Below are 21,239 nucleotides of genomic sequence, written 5' to 3'. Positions count from 1 at the left end.
ATGCGACCGGGCCCAGGCCCCACTTATATCTTTGGAGATCTGCAATGACTCAAACTCTCGTCGGTGTTTTCGACTCATTCCAGCAGGCGCAGAACGCAAAAATCCGCCTCGAGGCAGAAGGCATTGCGCCCGCCGACATCACCGTCCACGCGCGCGACGCAGCGTCGGGCACGTTAGGCACAACCGAAACCGGCGTCGGCACGACGGCAGTCGGCGGGACCCCAGGTACGGTCCCGGCTCACGAGCAGGAAGGCGTGGTCGGCCGTATCGAACACTTTTTTAAACGGCTCTTTGGCGACGACGATCAGCCGGAGGAAGCGGGCCACTATCGGGAAGCGGTGCGTCGCGGCGGCGCGTTGCTGTCGGTGGACGTCGATGACGAGTCGTCTGTGGAAAAGGTGCGTGAAACGTTGTACGCCGCGGGTGCCGTCGACATCAATTCGCGCGTCGCGGCATGGCGTACCGCCGGCTATACCGGATACGACCGCAATGCGCCGGCCTACACCGATGAACAGATTGCCGCTGAACGCAAGGCTTTCCCAGTCGTGGAAGAGTCGCTGGAAGTCGGCAAGCGCGAAGTGAACACCGGCGGCGTGCGCGTCTACTCGCGAGTGACGGCAACGCCGGTCAGTGAGACGGTCGACCTGCGTGAGGAGCACGCGACGATCGAACGCAGAGCAGCCGACCGGCCCGCGACTGCGGCCGATCTGAAGGAGGGCTCTGTCGAAATTCGCGAGACATCGGAGCAGGCCGTGGTAGGAAAGACCGCACGGGTGGTCGAAGAGGTTGTGGTGGGCAAGGAATCGAGCCATCGCACCGAAACTGTCAACGATACCGTCCGTGGTACCGAAGTACAGGTGGAGCGCGTGGAAGGAACCCCGACGGATACGCGCATCGATGAAGCGGGCAAGAAGCCGGTTTGACGGTCGCACGAAGTTTTGCGCGGTTGGTTGTCCATCAGGCGCCGGTGACAACGTGCGCCTGATCTGCGGCCTAAGGTCCACGTGAAGTGGGCCTTGCGCGGCGGCATTCGGTGCATGGAATTCTTCGTCGAACGGGCACTACCGCTTGACGCGTGTGGTCGGTGGCTTTCCAGCCTCATGAAATTGGTGCGTTTCACGCAAGCCGAAATTCAGAATGATGACCTGGACGTAAAAAGCGACGAGCGCCATGGCGACGCTCGTCGTTAGCGATGATCTCGCGATTCTCGCAATGGCCGATCTACTCGGTAGTGAGCAACGGTGAACCTGGTGATGCCGTATCACATGCACGAAAACGCAGATGACCGTCGTCGGAGTTGTGAGCGTGACGCTTATTGCTGACGGCTCGCGTAGCCGGCCGGTAGATCGCCGGGAGCGCAAGCGATGACCGACTCGTCATTTACGCCGCAATCCTCCAGGAATGTGATGGACGCGAACTCATCGATAACCAGCTTGGGATAAGTCGGACCAGCATCACGGTACTGTTGCATCAGCGCGAGATGGTCGTTTTGATAGCAAACAGTTTTCTGGGGCGCTTCAGCGATCCATTGCGGGAAGAAAATGACACCGTGCAATCTGCGCTCGGAAAAGTTAACGGCAACGCTCACCGCTGTACCTGTCGGTTCGTCCCATGAAATCTTCACGACGTCGTCGGACAGCCGCACGATGTGGACTGACTGTTCGCGGACCCATCGGCCACCGACGATCCCGCTGTGGATCCGATAATCGATGGTACGGTCGTTCTTGATGTACATCTCGTACTGCCACCCGTTTTCATAAGTGTAGATGAAGTGCTTGCCGACGAAACGAGCAATTTCGGCGGGCTTGGTGGATTCGAAAAGATCGGACATTCGCATTCTCCTTAGACAGAAGCTCCATAAAGTCCCAATAGACTGTTACGAGCAGATGCGGTTGAATAGCGCGCTTTCCTGCTTCGAATCATCGAAAATTTCGATCAAACGGAAGAGTGCTTGCTAGCATTTGCGGAGTGAGCAAGCCTGTAGTCCAGAAATACTTTTTCTCGCCGATCGACGCTTATCTTCGAAATGACATTTCTTGGCGTTTTAAGATAAACAGGGAAGTAGTCTGCCGAAACAATCGGGAGAGATTCAACAGAATCCACAAGTTCATCTACAAGTGTATCTATGTCACGCGGAACATCTGTCGAGCGATTCTTTTCCATTATTGCCAATGCTGCCGCTCGGCAGAAAGGAAACCTTGTTTTCAAAAGATGATCGATCGACTTGTTGGTCATTTTTCATTTGCCCGTCTGTCGCAGCGCAAGTGATCAACTAAGTCTATTCATAATTCTGTTATCGGATGTAACGTTCAAAGTCTTGAGCAAAGAATCTATCTCTTCGCCCAAAGGATGCAGCTTGCATAGTTCGAGGAAATCCCGGACGAATAGCCGCCCTTCGAATGTGCAGATTGGGGCGAGTTCGAACGACCGTAGATAGCCGCGTTGAGGCGATACCACTGGCAATTTGATCGCAGGAAACCGGCCAATGAGCGGGCGGCGAACTCATGAAGACCGCATCAGCTGACGCTGGGCAGGAGCTGGCAGAGATACTTCGCGCCTGGCCCACCGTTCCCGATTGCTGCACGTGGTCACTGGAATGACGACTACGCATTTGCAGACGGCCGTTACCGGCGAAGTGCGCTAACGGCCGATGCGGGGTCGTACAGGGCCTTTGGAAGCGCTCCCCACACCGGCCGTTCAGAGTCGTCAGGCGTCTATCCGGACCACCACCTTTCCGAAGTGCTGTCCGGACTCGAGATGCCTGTACGCGGCGGGCGCGTCGTCAAAGCCAAAGACGTGATCGACCACTGGCCTGATCTGATGCGCGGACACGAGCCTGACAACCTCGTCGAGCATCGAGCGGCTGCCCACCATGATTCCGTGCAACCGCTTGATGCCCCCGATCACCGGCAGGAGTCCAAGCTCCGGTCCACTAAAGCCGCTCACACCACCGATGATCGACAGGAGGCCGCCCATTTTCGTCGCGGCCACCGAGCGCGGCAGCGTGTCCCGTCCACCGATCTCCAGCACGATATCCGCGCCTACCCCATCGGTCAGCCGGAGAACCTCGTTCTGCCATTCCGGCTTGGCGCGGTAGTTGATCGTCTCATCGGCGCCGAGTTCGCGCGCGCGTTCCAGTTTTTCATCGCTCGACGACGTGATGATCGTGCGCAGACCCGCCGCGCGCGCCAGCTGCAGCGCGAAGATCGACACCCCGCCTGTGCCGAGCAGCACCACCGTGGAACCGGGTTTCGCGTCGCCGTCCACGAATAGCGCGTTCCATGCGGTGACGCCGACGCACGACAACGTGGAGGCTTCTTCATAACCCAGGTGTGCCGGGATCGCCGCAAGAGCGGTCTCGTCGACCAGGAACCGCTCGGCCAGCACGCCGTTGACTTTGGCGCCTGGCGAACCGTCGACTTTCCACGGTGCCGGCGCGCCGTCGATCCACCGCGGGAAATAGGTGTTGACCACGCGATCGCCCGATTTGAAGCGGGTCACGTCGCGGCCGGTCTCGACAACTTCGCCCGCGCCGTCGCACAGCGGGATCAGCGGCGCATCGCCAATGCCGAGATAGTCACCGCGCGCGAACATCAGGTCCCGATAGTTCAGCGACGCCGCGTGAACCTTGACAACCACCTCGGTCGGCCCCGGCGATCGAATGGTCGCGTCGCTGCGCTTCAGACCGGAGATACCGGCGCCGGGTTTCAGTTTCCATGCGTTCATAGCAACTCCTCATCGGGTAGAAGCACTTATGTTAGTGTTGCTGGAAAGGACGCATTGACGCGATTTTGACGACTTATCGTCGCCTGGCAGGAAACATAAACTGCGCTATCGGGAGCTCGCACGATGGACGATCGACTGAGAGGCATTGCGGAATTTGTGGATGTCGTGGATGCCGGCACTTTCGCCGCAGCCGGCGAACGCCTGGGTGTCACGCGCTCGGCGATCGCGAAGATTGTCGCGAGGCTCGAGCAGCGTCTCGGGGTGAGACTGCTGCAGCGAACCACCCGCCATCTGAGCCTGACCGACGAAGGCCATGCGTACTATGAGCAGTGCCGACGCGTGATGGCCGAACTCGGCGCGGTCGAAGCGACGCTGGAGGCGGGCCGCCGCGATCCGTCCGGGCGGCTGCGCATCACCGCGCCGGTGCTGTTCGGCAGGCAGTGCGTCGCTCCCGTGATGCTGAAGCTGGTCGAGCGCCATCCGTTGCTCGACGTCGAGATGTCGTTCAGCGATCGCGTTTCGGACCTGGTTGAGGACGGCTTCGATATCGCCGTGCGGATTGGACCGCTGCCGGACCATGCAACCCTTGTCGGGCGCCGGCTCGGCGTTCAGCGGATGGGCATTTGCGCGTCTCCGGCCTGGCTCGAGCGACACGGGCGCCCGTCGGGCCTCGCCGAACTCGGCTCGCACGTCAGCATCGCTTACGGCCGCGGTGGACAGAGCACGCCTTGGCGAGTGCTCGGCGCGGACGGCGAGGTGCATGAGTGTCGACCGCCCGCGCGCCTGCGTTATGACGACCTCCAGGCCATCGCCGACGCAGCGGCCGCGGGCGCAGGCCTCGCGTGGTTACCATGCTGGCTCATGGCGCCCTATCTGCGCGACGGCCGGCTGTCGCTCGTGATGGATAGCAACAGCGTGCTGGGGGCCGAGGTTCACGTCATCCGCCCGCAATCGCGACATCTGCCCTCGAAGGTGCGCGTCGCAATCGACGCGCTCGTAGACGAGATACCACGAGTGCTTGCCCGGGTCTGAGCCGTAGACGGCATCGAATCTGTCAACGTTGCGACGATAAATGTGTCAATGCGCGTGCTCGAGCGAACACCGTGGGCATCCCCACGTCAGCTTCTGTCAGCGAATTCCGCAATGCTGGCATCGTACCGACCACCCTTGCCGCCGAGCGCAACGGTCGCGCGTTTTGCACTGTCTAGCAAGGCCGCAACGGCCGCGTCGATGGTCGCTGGCGTACCAAATCTTTCTCTGGGTCCCGATAGCGTGAGGGCACCGACCAACTCGCCAGTCGAGTCGAACACGGGGACGGACGTCGAAGCGGTTTCGGGATCGCGTTCCCCATAAGACGCCGCCCACAGAGCGTCGCGCACTTCGTTCCAGCGAGGATCCTGCGCCTCGGTGAAAGCGAGCAGCACCTTGCCGGACGCGCCTTTGTCGAGCGGGAATTCTTCGCCGACGCGAATTGACACACGCACGCTTCGCGTCGGCTCGACACGATAGAGCACCAGTCGATGGTCTCCCTGCCGCACATAGAACGACGCTGTTTCCCCCAGGTCGCGGCTCAACTGCTGAAGCAACGGCTCGATAACGGGACCGACCTGGAAGGATCGCTGATAGAGCGCGGCGAGCCGGAGCGGCTGGTGGCCGACGCCATACTGCCCGTCGCTCATTTTGCGGATGAAGCCGCCATGCTCCAACGCTCCCAGCAGGCGCAAGGCCGTGCTTTTGTACAACCCAGTGCGCCGCGAGAGTTCGGTAAGCGTCAACTGGTCGTCGGTCGGCCCGAACGCGTTGAGGATGGCAAACGCGCGGTCGAGCACGGCCACACCGCTGGAACTGTCATTGGCGGTGTCGGCAGGCTCAGGCGTCGAAGGGGCGTCAGCGGTCACGGCGGCTTTGGTCGTTTTCATCATAAGCGGCATCGTATCGTTCTATCTGACAGAACTCAAGTTCTATTTCCGTGGGTTTACCCCGCTTTCGCGCGTTCTCGAACACGCCTATAGTTCTTTCTAACGAAACATGGGTCTGCCAGATAGAACTAAGGAGCCGAATATGAGCACTTCCAGTCCGAAGGTGCTGATCAGCGAAGTCGGGCCGCGCGACGGTCTGCAAAGCATCAAGAGCGTGATGCCCACTGCTGCGAAGCTGCGATGGATTTCCGCACTCGCGGCTGCGGGAATCAGGGAAATCGAAGTGGGATCGTTCGTGCCGCCGAAGTTGCTGCCGCAGATGGCTGACATCCGCGAAGTCGTGGCGCATGCCCTCTCGATCCCGGACCTGCACGTCGCGGTTCTCGCACCCAATCTTCGTGGAAGCCAGAGCGCATTCGAAGCGGGCGTGCATAAGGTCACCCTTCCCGTTTCGGTGACCAACGAACATTCGCTGGCCAACATCCGCAAGACCAATGAGCAGATGATCGACGAAGTCCGCAATATCGTCGCGCTTCGCAACGAACAGTATCCGGACGTGCAGATCGAAGCCGGCGTTTCCGTTGCCTTCGGCTGCACGATTGCGGGCACTGTGACCGACGATCAAACGATGCGCATGTGCCAGGCGATGGCCGAATGCGGCGTCGACGAAATTGGCCTCTCCGATACCAGCGGCTATGCGAATCCGGCACAGGTGCGTCGACTGTTCCGCCGGCTGCAAGCGGAATTCGGCGCGAAGGCTGGCGGCGCACATTTCCATAACACGCGTGGACAAGGACTGGCCAACGTCGTCGCCGCGCTCGAAGTCGGTGTAACGACAATTGATGCGAGTCAGGCCGGCCTGGGCGGCTGTCCGTATGCGCCAGGCGCGACCGGCAACATCGTGACGGAGGACCTGGCGTTTCTGCTCGAAGCGATGGGCTATGACACCGGTGTGGACATCGACAGGCTCATTGCCGCGCGCGCCATTCTGGCGGAGGCGCTGCCTGGCGAAGCGCTATATGGACACGTACAGGACGCGGGTCTTCCAAAGGGATTCGCGTATGCAGATGGCCGCGCGCCCAGCGCGCCGCAGCCGGAAGGCTGCCTGATTGGAGTAGCGCAATGAACGACGTGCAAGCAGACCAGAATTTGCCGTATAGCGGCGTACGCGTCGTCGAGATGACGCACATGGTGATGGGGCCGACATGCGGCATGGTGCTGGCGGACCTGGGCGCGGAAGTGATCAAGGTCGAGCCTATTTCCGGCGACAGCACACGAGTTTTGCGCGGGTCCGGCGCGGGCTTCTTCAGCACCTTCAACCGCAACAAGAAGAGTATCGCGGTCGACGTAAAAGATCCCCGCGGCGTGGAGATCGTTCACAAGCTTCTTGCCGGCGCGGACGTCTTCAGCGAGAACTTCAAGAGCGGCACGATGGATAAGCTCGGCCTCGGTTACGCGGCGCTGTCCAGCCTCAATCCGCGTCTCGTCTACGTGTCGCATAAGGGCTTTCTACCCGGCCCGTACGATCATCGCACCGCGCTCGACGAGGTTGTGCAGATGATGGGCGGCCTCGCTTATATGACCGGACCCGACGGCAGACCGTTGCGAGCCGGGACGAGTGTCAACGACATCATGGGTGGAATGTTCGGCGCAATCGGTGCGATGGCGGCGCTGGCTCAACGCGAACGCACCGGACGTGGTCAGGAAGTACAGAGCGCACTGTTCGAGAACAATGTATTCCTCGTCGCCCAGCACATGATGCAGTACGCGGTGACCGGTAAGGCCGCGGCACCGATGCCAAGCCGCATTTCGGCATGGGCGGTCTATGACGTGTTCTCGGTCAAAAACGGCGAACAGATCTTCCTCGCGGTTGTCTCGGATACGCAATGGGGGCTGTTTTGCGACGCTTTCGGGCTTGCAGAACTCAAGGCTGACGAGCGGATCGCTTCCAACAATCAGCGCGTGCAGGCCCGCGAATGGTTGTTGCCGCAGCTTCGAAAGCATCTGGAAGCCTTCACGGCTGCCGAGATCAGCGCAATCTTCGAGCGCTGCGGACTGCCGTATGCGCCGATCACGAAACCGCAGGACCTGTTCGATGATCCGCACCTGCTCGCTACCGGCGGACTTGCCGAGGTGACTTTGCCGCCCGACGCAAGCGGCGCAGCGCAGGCCATTGCTACGCGCACTGCCCTGCTGCCTTTGACGCTTGGCGGTGAGCGCCTGCGCCTGCGCGCGGCGCCGCCTTCGCTGGGTCAGGATACCCAAACGCTGCTGACGGATCTCGGATACACGCCGGAGGACCTCAGGCAGTTGACCGAGGCCGGGATCGTCAAGTGTCAGGACGCGCAGCCTGGCGATGCGTCGAACCCGTCGGCGAACGAACTCGCCAGCGCCTGACGTTGCAACACCCGCAAAGAGTCACCGAGCCGCAGAGGCCACTGAGCCTTCTGCGCGCCCTGATTCGTCTGGAGACGAGACATGACATCCATTTCATCGAACATCGCGACAGGCAGCACGGCGGGTTCCACCGTCGAGCAATCCGCGGTCAGAAAAGCCGCGTGGCGTTTCATTCCGCTGCTCGCGCTTGCGTACTTCTTCAACTACCTTGATCGCACGAGCGTCGGTTTCGCGGCGCTGACGATGAATCACGATCTAGGATTGACCGCCACCCAGTTCGGCTGGGGTGCGGGCATCATGTTCGCCGGGTACTGTGTGTTCGAGGTCCCGAGCAACCTGGCGCTATACCGCTTCGGCGCGCGCCGCTGGCTTGCCCGCATCATGATCACCTGGGGCTTTTTCGCAGCGGCAACGGCGCTCGCCGTCGGGCCGAAGAGCTTCTACGTGATCCGGCTGCTGCTCGGTATCGGTGAGGCCGGCTTCTTTCCGGGCGTGATCTTTTTTCTCGCCGTCTGGTTTCCGGCTAGCTATCGCACTCGCGTGCTCGCATGGTTCACGGTCTCCACGCCGCTGTCGTCGCTCGTCGGTGGTCCGTTGTCGGCGGGACTGCTCCATATGGACGGAGTGCTGGGACTGGCGGGCTGGCGGTGGATGTTCATCGTTCAAGGACTGCCCGCCTGCGTCCTCGGTTTTCTGGTGCTGAAACTGTTGGCGGATAAACCCGCCGATGCGAAGTGGTTGTTCCCGGAAGAACGGCAAGCTCTTCAAGGCGCGTTCGATCGGGAAGGCGCGTCCAGTCAGAAGAAGAAAAACTTTGTCGCGGCGTTGAAGGACGTTCGCACTTACATCCTTGCGATGATCTCCTTCGGCTTCACGATGGGCTCTTACGGCATCGGTATCTGGCTGCCTCAGATGCTGAGGGCTCACGGAATGAGCGTGACGCAGACCGGCTGGATGTCGGCCGTGCCTTACTTCTTTGCCACGATCGCGTTGCTGTGGTGGGCAAAGCGAGTCGATCGTCGCGGCGGTCCGATCGCAAATCTCGCCGCAGGGCTTTTGATTGGTGCGATCGCGCTGGGTGTTTCGACGTATTTCCATCACCTGGTCCCGGCCATGACCGGCATCACGCTGGCGCTGATCGGCACGATTGCGGGTCGCACGATCTTCTACACGCTCCCGGCCCGGTTCCTTTCCGGACAGGCGGCTGCCGGTGGTCTCGCTTTCATCAATTCAATTGGTGCGCTTGGGGGATTTGCGGGGCCGTACCTGGTGGGATATCTGAAGGACAGTTTCGGCACGTTTTCGGCCGGCATGATTGGTCTTTCGATTGTGCTCGGCATCACCACTTTGCTGACCTTGTCGCTTTATGCCTTTGGCAGCGGGGAACAGGAATGAACAAACTCACTTCGCCGCGGCGCCGGCGGCTGATTGGCGCTACCGCAGCATCATTGATTTTCCCCGCCGTCACTCTGCGTCAGGCATTTGCAAAAGAGGAAACGCATTCCGTGAGTACAACCAGCAACTATCTCTCGGTTCGGGCTGACTGGCTCGCTTCCGGCACCGAAGCGGCGCTCGAACCCGACCTGCCGATCGTCGACGCGCATCATCACTTTTACGATCGTCCGGGCTGGACCTATCTTCTCGACGAGTATCTTCAGGACGCGCAATCGGGCCATAACATCACCGCGTCGGTGTTCATGCAGGCGCTGACACGATATCGCCCGTCTGGTCCCGAGTCTCTGCGCCCGGTCGGAGAAATCGAGTATGTTGCCGGCGTCACGGCGCCTTTGCAAGGAAGCAAGCCGCAGGTTGCGAAGGGCATGGTCGGCTATGCGGATCTTCGCAGGGGAGCGGCGGTTCGCGATGTTCTCGAAGCAGAACTGCATGCCGGCGATGGTCGGTTCCGTGGGGTTCGACATCTCGTTACCTGGGATGCTGACCAGACACTCGTCAATCCATTATCGGCGGCGCCCCGAGGGTTGCTGCTCGACCCCGACTACCGGGCAGGCGTCGCTCAACTGGCTTCGCTGGGCCTGTCGTACGACGCATGGCTATTCTTTCCGCAGTTGCCGGAACTGTTCGATCTGGCGAAGGCCTATCCTGATACACCTTTCATCATCAATCATTGCGGGGGCGTGGTCCGGATTGCCAGCTATGCAAATCAGCGCGCGGAAGTGTTTGATGCCTGGTCCCGTTCGATGCGCGCGCTCGCCCAGTTGCCGAATGTTTATGTGAAGGTGGGTGGCCTCGGCATGCGTATCAATGGCTTCGAGTTTGAAAAGGGTGAACGTCCGCCGTCCTCCGATGAACTGGTGCAAGCCTGGAAGCCCTGGATGCATACATGTATCGAAGCGTTCGGGGCCGAGCGCTGCATGTTCGAGAGCAACTTCCCGGTTGACAAGGGTTCCTATCCATTCAGCAACGGTTGGAACGCCTTCAAAAAGTTGACTGCGCACGCTAGCGCTGGCGAACGCGAGGCTTTGTTCCGGGGAACCGCGCGTAAGGTTTATCGCCTCACTTGAGCGCGCCGGGTGGAGCGGCGGCAGGCGGTAAGCCTGGAATGACCGCTGTGCCGCGACGTTCGCGGCAATCGCCGCGGCGTTAAAGGCTTACATACGGCGATCGTAGGTCACCTGGCGGTTGCCGACGACAGATTGTCCGGAAGCGTTGGCGGGAATGTAGGGCTTCCGGTTACGCTCGACTCATCCGGAGGTACTCCATGCAGGAAGAGAACATACGTGAAGCCCTGAATGCGCACTGGCAAGCGTCGGCGGCCGGCGATCTCGATGCAGGACACGATATTTACGATGACGATGCCATCTGTGACTATCCCCAGTCAGGAGAGCGAATCCTCGGGCGAATGAATTTGCAGGCACTCCGGAGTCATCATCCAGGCAAGCCTGCAGGTTTCGATGTCCGGCGAATTCTAGGAGAAGGTAGTCTATGGATCACGGAATACTCCATCACCTATCAAGGGCGAGCGGCTTACACGGTAAGCATTATGGAGTTCTGCAACGGCAAGGTCGTTCACGAAACCCAGTATTTTTCGGATCCATTTGAAGCACCGGCTTGGCGGAGTCAATGGGTTCAGCAGATCGGGGGATAACGCATTGCAGCGAGATAAGCCCAATCGCTTACCTGTCGCCTCGCTGGAATTTGCCTTCCTCGAATTCGCAGTCCAGCGAATTCTTGCGGAAACGTTGGAGAACAAGACGGCGAGAAGGCTCTGCAAAACGGTTGGGAGTTTCAATGGCTGACCACGAGACGTTGCATCCATTACGGCCGCTCCTGAAGAATTGGATTTGGGAGCATGGACGAGTCGGCACGCGCTATCTGGACTGCATCGATGGCGAGATCAAGTTCGATGAAGGCAAGAAATCGCGCTTCGCTGCGGAAAAATATGTCTACGTGCCGCTCGATACGAACGCTGGCGTCAATGCGTCGGCGGATGGCCCGGCGATCCAGGAGGCGGGACTTGCCCGGTTCTTGCGGGCAGCGCAGTTGGGTAAGCCAGAAGAGGCCGGCTCCGTGGCGCAGGTCCAGCGCGCAGTGCAGGACTGTGTGGAGCTCGGGCTGTTCAGCGCGTATCAGTCGGATGTCCGGGATGCATTTGCGCGCTATGAGCAGGAGCCCATGTTCGAGGATGAAATCCGCGCGGCTGTAGCCACGGATATCCGGCGGATTTATGCGGGCATGCGCGAGCAACTGGCACTGTACGATTTCAGTGTGCTATACGGCTTGCCCACGCCGCTGCTTATTAGCGAGACGCCCTTTATCGACTGGCGCATGCGCGTGAGTCCGGCACTACCGTTCGTGTCACTTCCGCTTGGACCTTACTGCCTGCTGGTAGGCGCACCGTCTGGCAGGAGCAGCCGGGTCGGCCCGGTAGTCTGGAGGGCGGCGAGCGCAATGGGCCCGTTGAAGGACCACAACCGGCAAATGGCGGAGCATGCAAGTTTGTGGCTGGTAGCGACCACCGACGACCAACTCGTCGCTTTACAAGGTCGCTTTGCGTCGGCTGCGAGCGCTAAGGCAGAGGATGCGAAACGCTGACTGAGGTAGGCGAAGAGCGCATGGTCGAAGGGGTCGTATCAGGCGTGTTCGGCACAAGCGCGATCGGCCCTGGTTCTTACGCGTCCTTTAGCCAAGGCATTTCCACGGGTGAGACCACCAGTTGTCGGGACTCGCGTTTCAGTTCGAAGATGAACCCGACCAGGATCATCGAGTCGGCATAGGGAATCGGGAATACGTGAGGATTTTCGGCAACGCGCAGCGGGCGCGTGGGCGTGTCCGCAGTCGTCGCGGCGTTCTCGCGGACGCTTTCCAGTTCGTCAACCATTGCCTGTCCACTTAGTTTCAGGACGCGGCTACGCAGGTCGCTGAAGGGTTCGATGCGCGCGCCATCTTCATGGTATTCGGGCACTTCATAGATGAACCAAGACATTTGCCGCTCCCAGGATAAAGTCGCGAGTTTAACAGTGGGCGTAGAGACGGAAGCTCTAGTTGAATCCGCACTCGATAGCAGACGAACAATCGGCCCGCCATCCGAAGGTCCGCACCCGCGCGAGCTAGTTTGCAGTCGGAGCATCCATCGAATGATGATGCATCATGCCCGGATCGTGTCCGGCCATCGCATCATGGCCGTGATCGGACAATTGGGCGTCGAACCATTCATGCAGCGCGGTTACGAGGCGAGGCTCGTGCGTACGGTACTCAATCTCACCGCCATTGGGCAAATCGCGATAGCGGATTTCCAGTTCGCCCGGTTTCGCAGTCCGCAGCGCCGCCAAACCCGGCATGTTTTCACCGTGGATCTTTTCTGGAGCCGCGAAATTGCCAGCGGAGAACTGCTTCGCGATCGTGGTCAGGTGCTCGCGAATCATGGCGACCTGCTCTGGGGCGGGGTGCTTCGTGACGACCTGCTGAATGCCGCCATTTGCCGTTTTCGTGAAGATGTGCGTGGTGGCTGCGATAGAGAACGGCATCACTTCTGTACCCTGCTGCACCACCTGCTTCTGGCGTGCTTCATTACCGGCGATCGCAGCCGGATGCACAATCGTGGTTCCGAGCAGGATGCAAGCCGACGCAATGATGACGGTGGCTGATGGCGGTTTCATATATTGCTCCAGTCAAAAGCGTTTGCATTCGACAGCCGCATTCATACCACGCTTTTGAACGTTGGACGACGCATACCGCAAGCAGCACGAGCCGGACGGAACCGTCTAGCGAGAAAGCTCGGACTGCTGCTGTCCCTTCTACGGCGTATTCCGTCAGCAGACCGGTTTGTCAGGGACGATGCATGGGCTCATGAGCTCTTTCCGTTGACGTCGAGCCTGGCTGGCAAAAGGATTGGCATCGTGGGCCTCGGTCGCATCGGCCAAGGTATCGCACGTCGTCTGACTGGCTTCGACGTGGAGATCGCCTATGGCGGCTCGAAGGTCGAGGGCGTGCCATACGTAATGTTCAGTGACGTGCAGCAGCTTGCGGCTTTCGCTGACATCTTGATCGTGTGCTGTCCCGGTGGCGACAGGACTCGCCATCTCATCGACGGCGCAGTCCTGTCCGTACTCGGTTCCAGCGGCTTCCTGGTAAATGTTTCGCGCGGCACAGTAGTCGATGAAGCGGCCCTCATCGATGCACTGGAAAACGGCTTGATCCGTGGCGCCGCGTTGGATGTTTTCGAGAAAGAACCACTGATCGGATCCAGGCTGGCCACGTTCAGCAACGTGGTCCTTACCCCACACGCCGGCTCTGCGACCGAGGAAACCAGGCATACCATGCTCCGTCTTGCACTGGACAACATTCATCGCGTACTCGATGGTAGTTGCGCGCTGACTCCGGTCCAATAGATCGATCATCTCGGGCAAGCCAACTCATTTTTTCAGCTTCCTGAGTGCCACCTTTGCTACGGCTGTGCTGCAAGTCGATGCTGTACCCAAAAAAATCCGCGGCTTAATGTCCGTTTATCGAGCGACAGCTGAAGGCGGCACGATCGAATTGCGCGCGAAGACGGCGGTGCGCAACCACGCATCGTTCTGCCGCTACCGACCAGCGTTATTCGAGATCGTCGATCGCCTGTTTGTCATCGCCCTCGTTCGCCGTCTGCGCCTGATCGTCGGCGACCGACGATTCGCGTGCGAGCGGAGCGATCGCGTGCAAGGGCACCATCGGCTGCGTGCGCGCGTTCACGCCGGCCGGACTCGGCTCGTTGTCGTGAATCAACGCGCGAATACGCGGATAAATATGCCGTTCCCAGCGCTTGCCGTTGAATACGCCGTAATGCCCGACGCCCGTCTGAACGTGATGCGCCTTCAGATACGGTCGCAGCCTGTCGCACAAATCCTGCGCCGCGAGCGTCTGCCCGACGGCGCAGATATCGTCGCGCTCGCCCTCGACGGTAAAAAGCGCCGTGCGCCGGATCGCCGACGGATCGACCTGGCGGCCGCGTACTTCGAGTTGTTTCAACGGCAGCGCGTGCCGCTGAAACACGGTATCGACGGTCTCCAGATAGAACTCCGCGCTGAGATCCATCGTCGCGAAGTATTCCTCGTAGAAAACGCGGATTGCGTCGGCCTTCGCAGGTTCGCCCTTCGCGCGCTGATGATGCATCTCCTCGAACGATTCAATGTGCCGCGCAAGATTCATCGACATGAACGCGCCCAGTTGCATGAAGCCGGGATAGACGCGCCGCATCGCGCCCGCAAAGCCGAACGGCACGATGCTGATCAGGTTGCGCTCGAACCAGTCGATCGGCTTGCTTTTCGCGAGCTCGTTCACGCGGGTCGGATTCACGCGTGTATCGATGGGACCGGCCATCAGGGTCATGCTCGCCGGCTCGGCGGGATGCCGGTCCTCGGCCATCAGCGCAACCGCCGCGAGCGCAGCGACCGTCGGCTGGCACACGGCGAGCAGATGCGCGCCCGGCCCTATCGTCCCGATGAAATCGATGATGTGCTGCACGTATTCGTCGAAGCCGAAGCGGCCATGCATCAGCGAGACATCGCGCGGATTGCGCCAGTCGGTGATATAGACGTCGTGATCGGCGAGCATCGTCTGCACGGTGCCGCGCAGGAGCGTCGCGAAATGGCCGGACATTGGTGCGATGACGAGCACGCGCGGCTGCAAGCCGGACGCATCGTGCTTGCGGAAATGGAGCAGATCGCAGAATGGCGTCGAAGCCGTGACCTCCTCCACGACGCGCATCGTTTTGCCTTCGACTACCACCGGCGCGATACCGAACGGTGGCCGCACGTGTGTGAGCCCTCCTAGCGCCATCTGTTCACAGAATGCGCCAAGACCGCGGCCTTGCGGCGTCTCGCCCATCTCCTTCCATCCGCGCAGCGCGGCTTCGACGAGCGAGGCGGCGTGGCGCATGGGCAGCATGGCATCGGACCAGAGCTGGTAGCCCGCGTAGGTGTACGGATTCATGGTCGCAACGGAACGCAATAGCCATGCCATTCGATGTACCTATGACCATCGCGCGGTCGTGCGGTTGGTCGTGCGGTTGGCATAGGCTTTGCACCGATCCCATCCACGAGCGCGTTTTGCCGCGCTTCGGTGCTTGCGCGCACCGCGCTCGATCCATCTTGGTGCACGACGCGCGAGGAACACTCATGGCGAACGCCACGCTCACCATCAGCAGCAAGAACTATTCGTCGTGGTCGCTGCGCGGCTGGTTGCTGACGAAGTTCAGTGGACTGCCATTCGAGGAAGTCCTGATGCCCGCAGACGATCCCGGCGCGCGCGCCGAACTGCTTCTGCTGTCGCCGTCGATTCTCGTACCGTGTCTCTTTCACGATGGCATTAAGGTCTGGGACACGCTCGCCATCGCGGAATATCTGAACGAAGTGTGCCCCGATGCCGGTCTCTTGCCGAAGGAGCGCGCCGAGCGGGCGCACTGCCGCGCGATCTGCGGCGAAATGCATTCGGGCTTTGCCGCATTGCGCTCCGCCCTGCCGATGAACCTGAAAGCGCACTTTCCCGGCTTCAAGGTATGGGCGCGCGCGCAGACCGACATTGAAAGGATCGTGACGATCTGGCATCAATGCCTCGCGCAGTATGGCGGACCCTATCTGTTCGGCGAACGAACCTGCGCGGACGCGATGTTCGCGCCGGTCGTCACCCGCTTCGTCACCTACGACGTGAAACTCGACGCCGATATCGTCGCGTATGGCGAGCGCATTCTCGCGATGCCGGAGATGCGCCGCTGGATCGCCGATGCGCAACAGGAAGCCGAAGAAATCGACGAGCTGGATGTCGAGTTCTGAAACGGCCGTGAGCGTCAACCGCTCAAAACCCCGCGCTTTGGGCGACGGCCTCGCCGTCGCTCGTTGATGCATCGATGACCTCGACGGCCGAACATCGACGTGCAGTTTGCGAGCACGGTCCCCGGGAGGCGCTCGATGCAAGGCGTAACCAGACCCGTTTCAGCCAACCCCGTCAGCGGCACGCGAACGGCCGGTTTCACAGACGCAGCGGCCATGTGGTGGAACGGGGCCGGTATCTTGTCGAATAGCGCCGCTTTCGGTCATGCCGTACGTCCGCTCCGCGGTCGTTTTATGCCTTTTTATAACGACCGTGCCCGAGGCGATAATCGCGCTCAGTCGTCGGGCGCTAGTCGGGCCAGCAGCGGCCGGTCGATCAAACGGTTCGGATTGGCGACTATCCTACGGCTCACAGCGTAGTCTGGGTACGGGGCCGTTGACGCGCCAAAGTCGGCGTATCAACGGCGTCGCACTCGATACTGGCGAGGTATCAATAGTCAAACTGCGCGCGATTACGGAATTCCAGGGCGCACAGGACGCTGCGACATCAAGGTCAGTGGCTCGTCCACCATTCGGTCGCTTTCTGCTTATCCCAAGCGGGAAGCACGTCACGTTCGATCGACGCATTGCTCAGCGCAGGGAAGTCTTTTTTGAACGCCGTAACGTCGTTGTCGAACTGGTCTGACACACTTATGTCCCACGTCCCGCCGCTGAAGCCAGTTGCCGCCTGGTCGATTAGCGGAATGACTGGTCCAGCACGCAACTCGCCGTCTTTGCGTTCGACGACCGTGGCATCAATGTGTCCAAGGTACACGATGGAATTCGGTTTGATTTCGACGACCTCGTGAAGCGGTGTGAAGAACATGCCGTGGAACGGGAATATGCCACTTTGACCGGTAATTCCCCGCATCACATACTTTCCCGGAGCCAGCGGAAGTCGAATGAAATAGTGGTTACCGGAGTCGCCCGTCGTTGTTGCCTGATCGTCAAACTTGAAATTCAACCGGTCTTCGCGACTGTCTGCTGCTCCGCGTTCCATATTCACCACGATGGGGCTCGGCTGATAGCTCGTGTGGTACGCATTCTTTAGTGTCACCGTCATCAGGGCATACGAGTTCTTCGTCGTATCAACGGAACTCGTTGTCGTCGTCGGTGACATTGTAGAAACGGTCGCACAACCAGAAGTCAACAGCGTGCCTACGATGGCGAAAATTGATATGTACTTTTTCATTACAGATCGGAGTGGAAGTAGTGGTCAAAGTTTGGGCCAGAATTCGAGTTTTCCCGATGAGGGAATCGTCGGCGTCGATAACACCGCGTGACTCATTTCCAAATTACATGCCATGTAAACGACAGTGGAGAGAAAAACTTGAGTGTGCCGCTGACGTAGTCACCGGAACTACGGCAACGCGCAGATCGCCGCGGCTCAGTGCGCCGACATCATGTATCGCCGCACGCCCGCATCCAGCTCCTGTAGCGCGAGCTTCACATAGCGCATCCACGCCGCACCGGCATCCGCGAGTCGCACGTTCCGCCACGAACGGTCTGGCAGCTGAGTGCGCAGCGTGTCTTCCAGTTGCCGTATCTCAAGGCCGGCTTGTGTTTTCGCTACTCCCGTCGCTTAGCCGTAGCCGGTGGCCGAAGGAATTGCGCAGGATGCAAGGGCTCATATGGGACGCCGAACACACCCAAAATGGCAGTTATCTGGTTAAATTCCCGGAAGCCAATCGGGTTCGTCCACATATATCGTCGATGCTCTCGCGCGGCAATTTACTCGCTGTCCACTAAAGGGATCATCAAGACAAATGGAGAATCTTCTCGTCGAAATCAGTCCGGACAGGTGGGCCTTCCTGCTGGATACGCTTACCGCGTTCTCCATTCGTCTGTGCGCCGCTGCGGCGATACTGGTGGTCGGATGGTGGATCGCGCGCCGCGCTTCGTTGTCGCTGAGCCGGCTCCTCTCGCGTCAATCACGGATGGACGCCACGCTACGACCGATCCTCTGCGACATCGGTCTGTGGAGCATCCGCACTGTCGCGATCGTGGGCGCGCTGTCGCAGTTAGGCATCCAGACGGCCAGCATCATTGCCGTGCTCGGCGCCGCCGGTCTTGCGATTGGTCTCGCGCTGCAGGGCACGATGCAGAACATTGCGGCCGGCATCATGTTGCTGGTGCTGCGGCCGTTCAAGGTGGGCGACTACATCGAGGGCGGAGCCGGCAGTGTTGCGGGCACGGTCGTCGAAGTCAATCTGTTCACGACGCGCCTCACCAAACCCGACGGCATCTGCGAATACGTGCCGAACAGTGCGTTGTGGAGCAATTCGATCCGCAACTTCAGCCGTAATCCGATGCGCCGGCTCGACCTCGAAGTGGAGATCTCTATCGGCGACGATGTGGATCGCGCGATCGAGGTGCTGCGTACCCTCGCCGCGGCCGACCCGCGTGCGCTCCGCGATCCCGCGCCGCAGGTGATGGTCATCCGCTTCGACGACAGCACGGTGGTGCTGAATATCCGCGTCTGGTCGAACACGGACATGTTCTGGAACATGCGCTGGGAGCTCGCGCGCCAAGTGCGTCAAACACTGACCGACGCGCACTATTCGCTGCCGTTGCGCACGCGCGAATTGCACATCGTGTCGAGCGCGACGGCTGCGACGGCAACCGGTACAGTCGCCGGTCAGGGAGAGCCATCCGCGATCAGGAAACCGGAGCAGGGGCTATAACGCCGGTTCTTCGATCCTGCGGATTGTTAAGCATCGTTCTGGCTTGCTGCCGGAGCCCTTTGAGCACGAACCGAATCGAGCCTCGCCGCAAGGGTGTGTTCGATATGCTGGTATGACAGATCGCCTAGTACCAGCCGTAGCGGAGGATGCTCGCTATCGGCCGCGGCAATCATCTGCGCGACGATATCTCCCGCGTCATCTCGTTTTGCGAAACTGCCGCCGTTTGCAAACGCACGGCGCATCTCGCCGGATGGCGTAGCGTCATACTCCGGCATGGCGCTCGCGCGATCCAGATTGGTACCGAAGTTGGTCGCAGTCGGCCCCGGTTCGGCAAGGATGAAATCAATACCGAAGCCGGCTGTCTCTTGAGCCACCGCTTCGACAAAACCCTCAATTCCCCACTTCGTCGCATGATAGACGCTGAAATTGGGATACGCGACTTGCCCGCCCGTGGAGGAAAGCTGGAGTACGCGACCGCCTCCTTGCTGACGAAAATGCGGCAGGCAGGCTCGAATGAGCTGAATCGAGCCTGTTAGATTGGTCGCGATCTGCCGGTCGATCTGATCATCGGTCAGCTCTTCGGCCGCGCCGAATAACCCGTAGCCCGCGTTGTTCACGAGCACGTCGATACGGCCCATCGCTTCGAAAGCGGCGGCGATATTCGCGCGCACCGCGCGAAAGTCAGTGACATCGAGCTTCAGTACATGCAGCCGGTCGCCGAACTGTTTTTGCAAATCAACCAGCGGGCCGTCGCGCCGCAATGTTGCAACGACCCGATCGCCGCGTTGCAGCAGACGTTCGGCGAGCAATCGACCGAGGCCCGATGACGTACCGGTGATGAACCACGTCTTCGTCATATGTTTCTCTCCTTTACGTAAGTCAATGTCACTGCTTCCCGACAAGTTTAGGTGCCCGTCATTGGTCGTAGAAGGCGCTATAGTGCGTATGACCCCGTGAAAATTCCGCACCAATGACCAAGCCGACACTTGCCGATCTCACTGCGTTTTCTGCAGTCGCAGCGCATCGGAGTTTCCGCCGTGCCGCTGATGCGCTCGGCGTTTCACGCTCTTCGCTGAGTCACGCCATGCTTGCATTGGAGCGCGAACTGGGCGTGCGCCTGCTCAATCGCACGACACGCAGCGTAGCGCCGACGGAAGCTGGCGAGGCATTGCTCATGCGACTCGGCCCCGTGTTGCGCGATCTCGACGAGGCGCTGGACGCCGTCGCCGACTCGCGCGGCAGTCCGAGCGGCACGCTCAGGATCAATGCCAACGAGAGTGCGGCCCGGCTGTTGTTGAGAACGGTGGTGCCGCGTTATCTGAAGCGCTTCCCCCGCATGGAGCTCGATCTGGTCGCGGAAGGACGGCTCGTCGATATCGTCGAAAAAGACTTCGATGCGGGAGTACGGCTCGGGGAGTCAGTCCCGCGCGACATGGTGTCAGTGCGTGTCAGTGATGATCTTCGCTTCGTCGTCGTAGCGTCGCCGTCGTATCTTGCGGGGCGAGTATCGCCCCAGGTGCCCGACGATCTTCGTGGCCACGACTGCATTCGCCAGCGCTTACCGAGCGGCAAGCGCTATCGTTGGGAGTTCCGTAAGCACGGGCAGGAAATCGTGCTCGACGTTCCCGGCGCACTCACGCTGGATAGCATCGGACTCATGGTTGAGGCCGCGTCCGATGGTTTGGGCTTTGCATACGTACCGGAGTCCGCGGCCCGCGAACGGCTGGACGATGGTCGACTGCATATGGTGCTGGAAGACTGGTGCCCGTTCATTCCCGGACTGTGTTTGTACTATCCAGGGCATCGCCACGTACCCGCTGGCCTGCGGGCGTTCATAGACGTGCTCAAAGAAGTCAAAAACTCCCGCACAGCAGTTCAGTGAGCTTACCGCGCGCCCCCTCCCTCACTCCCCCACTTCAAAATCCATCAACGCCGAACTCACCGACTTCCCATGCGCATCGAGCGCGAGCGAACGCGTCACCCCACCGCCAAGCGCATCGCTCAGCACAAAATTGAACGCGGCCAGAGTCGGCAACTCATAGCGCACCACGTCACCGCGCACGACATCGCGCAAATGCGCTTTCACCCGCTCCGGCGTCAGCGCCGCACGCAGCCGCTCGTAATTGCGCGCGTCATAACAGATCACCGAAACATTCAGCGTATTGCCTTTATCACCGGTGCGCGAATGCGCGAACTCACGTAGTTTCATC

Annotated in this window: 22 protein-coding genes and 1 pseudogene; 12 read left to right on the top strand and 11 right to left on the bottom strand. The window is 60.2% G+C overall.

Features of this window, described 5'->3' with window-relative positions:
- Positions 1–44: 44 nt before the first annotated feature.
- Positions 45–923, top strand: a complete 879-nt coding sequence (locus LJ656_RS09455) for a YsnF/AvaK domain-containing protein (RefSeq protein ID WP_230509019.1) — start codon at positions 45–47, stop codon at positions 921–923.
- Positions 924–1,312: 389 nt separating this feature from the next.
- Here the strand turns inward: LJ656_RS09455 and LJ656_RS09450 are convergent, their stop codons facing one another.
- The 3 genes from LJ656_RS09450 to LJ656_RS09440 all read right to left on the bottom strand — a co-directional run bounded on the left by LJ656_RS09450 (position 1,313) and on the right by LJ656_RS09440 (position 3,726).
- Complete coding sequence (locus LJ656_RS09450; protein WP_268998573.1) at positions 1,313–1,831, bottom strand: phenolic acid decarboxylase; 519 nt, start codon at positions 1,829–1,831, stop codon at positions 1,313–1,315.
- Positions 1,832–1,935: 104 nt separating this feature from the next.
- Entirely contained in the window at positions 1,936–2,235 is a 300-nt protein-coding gene (locus LJ656_RS09445; protein WP_230509018.1) for a hypothetical protein, read from the bottom strand.
- Positions 2,236–2,706: 471 nt separating this feature from the next.
- Entirely contained in the window at positions 2,707–3,726 is a 1,020-nt protein-coding gene (locus tag LJ656_RS09440; protein WP_230509017.1) for a zinc-dependent alcohol dehydrogenase family protein, read from the bottom strand.
- Between the two features lie 123 nt (positions 3,727–3,849).
- Between LJ656_RS09440 and LJ656_RS09435 the strand changes: the two genes are divergently transcribed.
- Positions 3,850–4,758 (top strand): LysR family transcriptional regulator, encoded by a 909-nt coding sequence (locus LJ656_RS09435; RefSeq protein ID WP_230509016.1) that lies wholly within the window; start codon positions 3,850–3,852, stop codon positions 4,756–4,758.
- A gap of 86 nt (positions 4,759–4,844) precedes the next feature.
- On the opposite strand, the gene LJ656_RS09430 is transcribed toward LJ656_RS09435, so the two are convergent.
- Entirely contained in the window at positions 4,845–5,645 is an 801-nt protein-coding gene (locus LJ656_RS09430) for an IclR family transcriptional regulator (protein WP_425605920.1), read from the bottom strand.
- A 142-nt stretch (positions 5,646–5,787) separates the two neighbouring features.
- On the opposite strand from LJ656_RS09430, the gene LJ656_RS09425 reads away from it, so the two are divergent.
- From LJ656_RS09425 to LJ656_RS09400, 6 genes are all read left to right on the top strand, one after another.
- On the top strand, positions 5,788–6,771 hold the full coding sequence (locus LJ656_RS09425) for a hydroxymethylglutaryl-CoA lyase (protein WP_230509014.1): 984 nt from the start codon (positions 5,788–5,790) through the stop codon (positions 6,769–6,771).
- Positions 6,768–8,042, top strand: coding sequence for a CaiB/BaiF CoA transferase family protein (locus LJ656_RS09420; protein WP_230509013.1), 1,275 nt, complete (start codon positions 6,768–6,770; stop codon positions 8,040–8,042). The genes LJ656_RS09425 and LJ656_RS09420 overlap by 4 nt, the downstream gene beginning before the upstream one ends.
- 81 nt (positions 8,043–8,123) lie before the next feature.
- The gene (locus tag LJ656_RS09415; RefSeq protein WP_230509012.1) at positions 8,124–9,437 is read left to right on the top strand and encodes an MFS transporter; all 1,314 of its coding nucleotides are present in this window, start codon (positions 8,124–8,126) and stop codon (positions 9,435–9,437) included.
- Positions 9,434–10,564: an amidohydrolase family protein gene (locus LJ656_RS09410; RefSeq protein ID WP_230509011.1), complete on the top strand. Its 1,131-nt coding sequence runs from the start codon at positions 9,434–9,436 to the stop codon at positions 10,562–10,564. Before LJ656_RS09415 ends, LJ656_RS09410 begins: the two co-directional genes overlap by 4 nt.
- 197 nt (positions 10,565–10,761) lie before the next feature.
- Entirely contained in the window at positions 10,762–11,148 is a 387-nt protein-coding gene (locus tag LJ656_RS09405; RefSeq protein WP_230509010.1) for a nuclear transport factor 2 family protein, read from the top strand.
- A gap of 143 nt (positions 11,149–11,291) precedes the next feature.
- Positions 11,292–12,095 carry a hypothetical protein gene (locus LJ656_RS09400; protein ID WP_230509009.1) on the top strand — a complete coding sequence of 268 codons (804 nt, stop codon included), beginning with the start codon at positions 11,292–11,294 and terminating at the stop codon, positions 12,093–12,095.
- A 76-nt stretch (positions 12,096–12,171) separates the two neighbouring features.
- Here LJ656_RS09400 and LJ656_RS09395 read toward each other — a convergent pair whose 3' ends face one another.
- Positions 12,172–12,486, bottom strand: coding sequence for a helicase (locus LJ656_RS09395; protein ID WP_230509008.1), 315 nt, complete (start codon positions 12,484–12,486; stop codon positions 12,172–12,174).
- Between the two features lie 124 nt (positions 12,487–12,610).
- Complete coding sequence (locus tag LJ656_RS09390) at positions 12,611–13,159, bottom strand: aspartate carbamoyltransferase (protein ID WP_230509007.1); 549 nt, start codon at positions 13,157–13,159, stop codon at positions 12,611–12,613.
- 3 nt (positions 13,160–13,162) lie between these two features.
- On the opposite strand from LJ656_RS09390, the gene LJ656_RS09385 reads away from it, so the two are divergent.
- The gene (locus LJ656_RS09385) at positions 13,163–13,891 is read left to right on the top strand and encodes an NAD(P)-dependent oxidoreductase (protein ID WP_329958844.1); all 729 of its coding nucleotides are present in this window, start codon (positions 13,163–13,165) and stop codon (positions 13,889–13,891) included.
- 205 nt (positions 13,892–14,096) lie between these two features.
- Here the strand turns inward: LJ656_RS09385 and LJ656_RS09380 are convergent, their stop codons facing one another.
- The gene (locus LJ656_RS09380; RefSeq protein ID WP_230509410.1) at positions 14,097–15,470 is read right to left on the bottom strand and encodes a polyhydroxyalkanoate depolymerase; all 1,374 of its coding nucleotides are present in this window, start codon (positions 15,468–15,470) and stop codon (positions 14,097–14,099) included.
- A gap of 185 nt (positions 15,471–15,655) precedes the next feature.
- On the opposite strand from LJ656_RS09380, the gene LJ656_RS09375 reads away from it, so the two are divergent.
- Complete coding sequence (locus LJ656_RS09375; RefSeq protein WP_230509006.1) at positions 15,656–16,309, top strand: glutathione S-transferase family protein; 654 nt, start codon at positions 15,656–15,658, stop codon at positions 16,307–16,309.
- A 550-nt stretch (positions 16,310–16,859) separates the two neighbouring features.
- Here the strand turns inward: LJ656_RS09375 and LJ656_RS09370 are convergent.
- Together LJ656_RS09370 and LJ656_RS09365 are read right to left on the bottom strand one after the other, a co-directional pair.
- Positions 16,860–17,537, bottom strand: a complete 678-nt coding sequence (locus LJ656_RS09370) for a hypothetical protein (RefSeq protein WP_230509005.1) — start codon at positions 17,535–17,537, stop codon at positions 16,860–16,862.
- A gap of 151 nt (positions 17,538–17,688) precedes the next feature.
- Positions 17,689–17,894, bottom strand: a pseudogene (locus LJ656_RS09365) (transcriptional regulator CynR); the annotation flags it as partial.
- 217 nt (positions 17,895–18,111) lie between these two features.
- Between LJ656_RS09365 and LJ656_RS09360 the strand changes: the two are divergent.
- Positions 18,112–19,029, top strand: a complete 918-nt coding sequence (locus LJ656_RS09360) for a mechanosensitive ion channel family protein (RefSeq protein ID WP_230509004.1) — start codon at positions 18,112–18,114, stop codon at positions 19,027–19,029.
- Positions 19,030–19,055: 26 nt separating this feature from the next.
- On the opposite strand, the gene LJ656_RS09355 is transcribed toward LJ656_RS09360, so the two are convergent.
- The gene (locus LJ656_RS09355; protein ID WP_230509003.1) at positions 19,056–19,886 is read right to left on the bottom strand and encodes an SDR family oxidoreductase; all 831 of its coding nucleotides are present in this window, start codon (positions 19,884–19,886) and stop codon (positions 19,056–19,058) included.
- Positions 19,887–19,999: 113 nt separating this feature from the next.
- Between LJ656_RS09355 and LJ656_RS09350 the strand changes: the two genes are divergently transcribed.
- Positions 20,000–20,911 (top strand): LysR family transcriptional regulator, encoded by a 912-nt coding sequence (locus tag LJ656_RS09350; RefSeq protein ID WP_230509002.1) that lies wholly within the window; start codon positions 20,000–20,002, stop codon positions 20,909–20,911.
- A gap of 21 nt (positions 20,912–20,932) precedes the next feature.
- Here LJ656_RS09350 and LJ656_RS09345 read toward each other — a convergent pair whose 3' ends face one another.
- The gene (locus LJ656_RS09345) at positions 20,933–21,238 is read right to left on the bottom strand and encodes an AtuA-related protein (protein WP_230509001.1); all 306 of its coding nucleotides are present in this window, start codon (positions 21,236–21,238) and stop codon (positions 20,933–20,935) included.
- Between the last annotated feature and the right edge of the window lies 1 nt (position 21,239).

Origin of the sequence: Paraburkholderia sejongensis (genome assembly GCF_020880815.1) — a bacterium.
Lineage (GTDB): Bacteria > Pseudomonadota > Gammaproteobacteria > Burkholderiales > Burkholderiaceae > Paraburkholderia > Paraburkholderia sejongensis.
This window is presented reverse-complemented; position numbering and strand designations above follow the sequence as displayed.

What these genes read in the sequence shown, in the direction of transcription:
- LJ656_RS09355 (WP_230509003.1), bottom strand. Translation starts at nt 19,886, where the DNA reads ATGACGAAGACGTGGTTCATCACCGGTACGTCATCGGGCCTCGGTCGA.
- LJ656_RS09405 (WP_230509010.1), top strand. Translation starts at nt 10,762, where the DNA reads ATGCAGGAAGAGAACATACGTGAAGCCCTGAATGCGCACTGGCAAGCG.
- LJ656_RS09350 (WP_230509002.1), top strand. Translation starts at nt 20,000, where the DNA reads ATGACCAAGCCGACACTTGCCGATCTCACTGCGTTTTCTGCAGTCGCA.
- LJ656_RS09425 (WP_230509014.1), top strand. Translation starts at nt 5,788, where the DNA reads ATGAGCACTTCCAGTCCGAAGGTGCTGATCAGCGAAGTCGGGCCGCGC.
- LJ656_RS09455 (WP_230509019.1), top strand. Translation starts at nt 45, where the DNA reads ATGACTCAAACTCTCGTCGGTGTTTTCGACTCATTCCAGCAGGCGCAG.
- LJ656_RS09395 (WP_230509008.1), bottom strand. Translation starts at nt 12,486, where the DNA reads ATGTCTTGGTTCATCTATGAAGTGCCCGAATACCATGAAGATGGCGCG.
- LJ656_RS09360 (WP_230509004.1), top strand. Translation starts at nt 18,112, where the DNA reads ATGGAGAATCTTCTCGTCGAAATCAGTCCGGACAGGTGGGCCTTCCTG.
- LJ656_RS09440 (WP_230509017.1), bottom strand. Translation starts at nt 3,726, where the DNA reads ATGAACGCATGGAAACTGAAACCCGGCGCCGGTATCTCCGGTCTGAAG.
- LJ656_RS09435 (WP_230509016.1), top strand. Translation starts at nt 3,850, where the DNA reads ATGGACGATCGACTGAGAGGCATTGCGGAATTTGTGGATGTCGTGGAT.
- LJ656_RS09450 (WP_268998573.1), bottom strand. Translation starts at nt 1,831, where the DNA reads ATGTCCGATCTTTTCGAATCCACCAAGCCCGCCGAAATTGCTCGTTTC.
- LJ656_RS09445 (WP_230509018.1), bottom strand. Translation starts at nt 2,235, where the DNA reads ATGACCAACAAGTCGATCGATCATCTTTTGAAAACAAGGTTTCCTTTC.
- LJ656_RS09415 (WP_230509012.1), top strand. Translation starts at nt 8,124, where the DNA reads ATGACATCCATTTCATCGAACATCGCGACAGGCAGCACGGCGGGTTCC.
- LJ656_RS09345 (WP_230509001.1), bottom strand. Translation starts at nt 21,238, where the DNA reads ATGAAACTACGTGAGTTCGCGCATTCGCGCACCGGTGATAAAGGCAAT.
- LJ656_RS09375 (WP_230509006.1), top strand. Translation starts at nt 15,656, where the DNA reads ATGGCGAACGCCACGCTCACCATCAGCAGCAAGAACTATTCGTCGTGG.
- LJ656_RS09390 (WP_230509007.1), bottom strand. Translation starts at nt 13,159, where the DNA reads ATGAAACCGCCATCAGCCACCGTCATCATTGCGTCGGCTTGCATCCTG.
- LJ656_RS09380 (WP_230509410.1), bottom strand. Translation starts at nt 15,470, where the DNA reads ATGAATCCGTACACCTACGCGGGCTACCAGCTCTGGTCCGATGCCATG.
- LJ656_RS09420 (WP_230509013.1), top strand. Translation starts at nt 6,768, where the DNA reads ATGAACGACGTGCAAGCAGACCAGAATTTGCCGTATAGCGGCGTACGC.
- LJ656_RS09410 (WP_230509011.1), top strand. Translation starts at nt 9,434, where the DNA reads ATGAACAAACTCACTTCGCCGCGGCGCCGGCGGCTGATTGGCGCTACC.
- LJ656_RS09400 (WP_230509009.1), top strand. Translation starts at nt 11,292, where the DNA reads ATGGCTGACCACGAGACGTTGCATCCATTACGGCCGCTCCTGAAGAAT.
- LJ656_RS09430 (WP_425605920.1), bottom strand. Translation starts at nt 5,645, where the DNA reads ATGAAAACGACCAAAGCCGCCGTGACCGCTGACGCCCCTTCGACGCCT.
- LJ656_RS09370 (WP_230509005.1), bottom strand. Translation starts at nt 17,537, where the DNA reads ATGAAAAAGTACATATCAATTTTCGCCATCGTAGGCACGCTGTTGACT.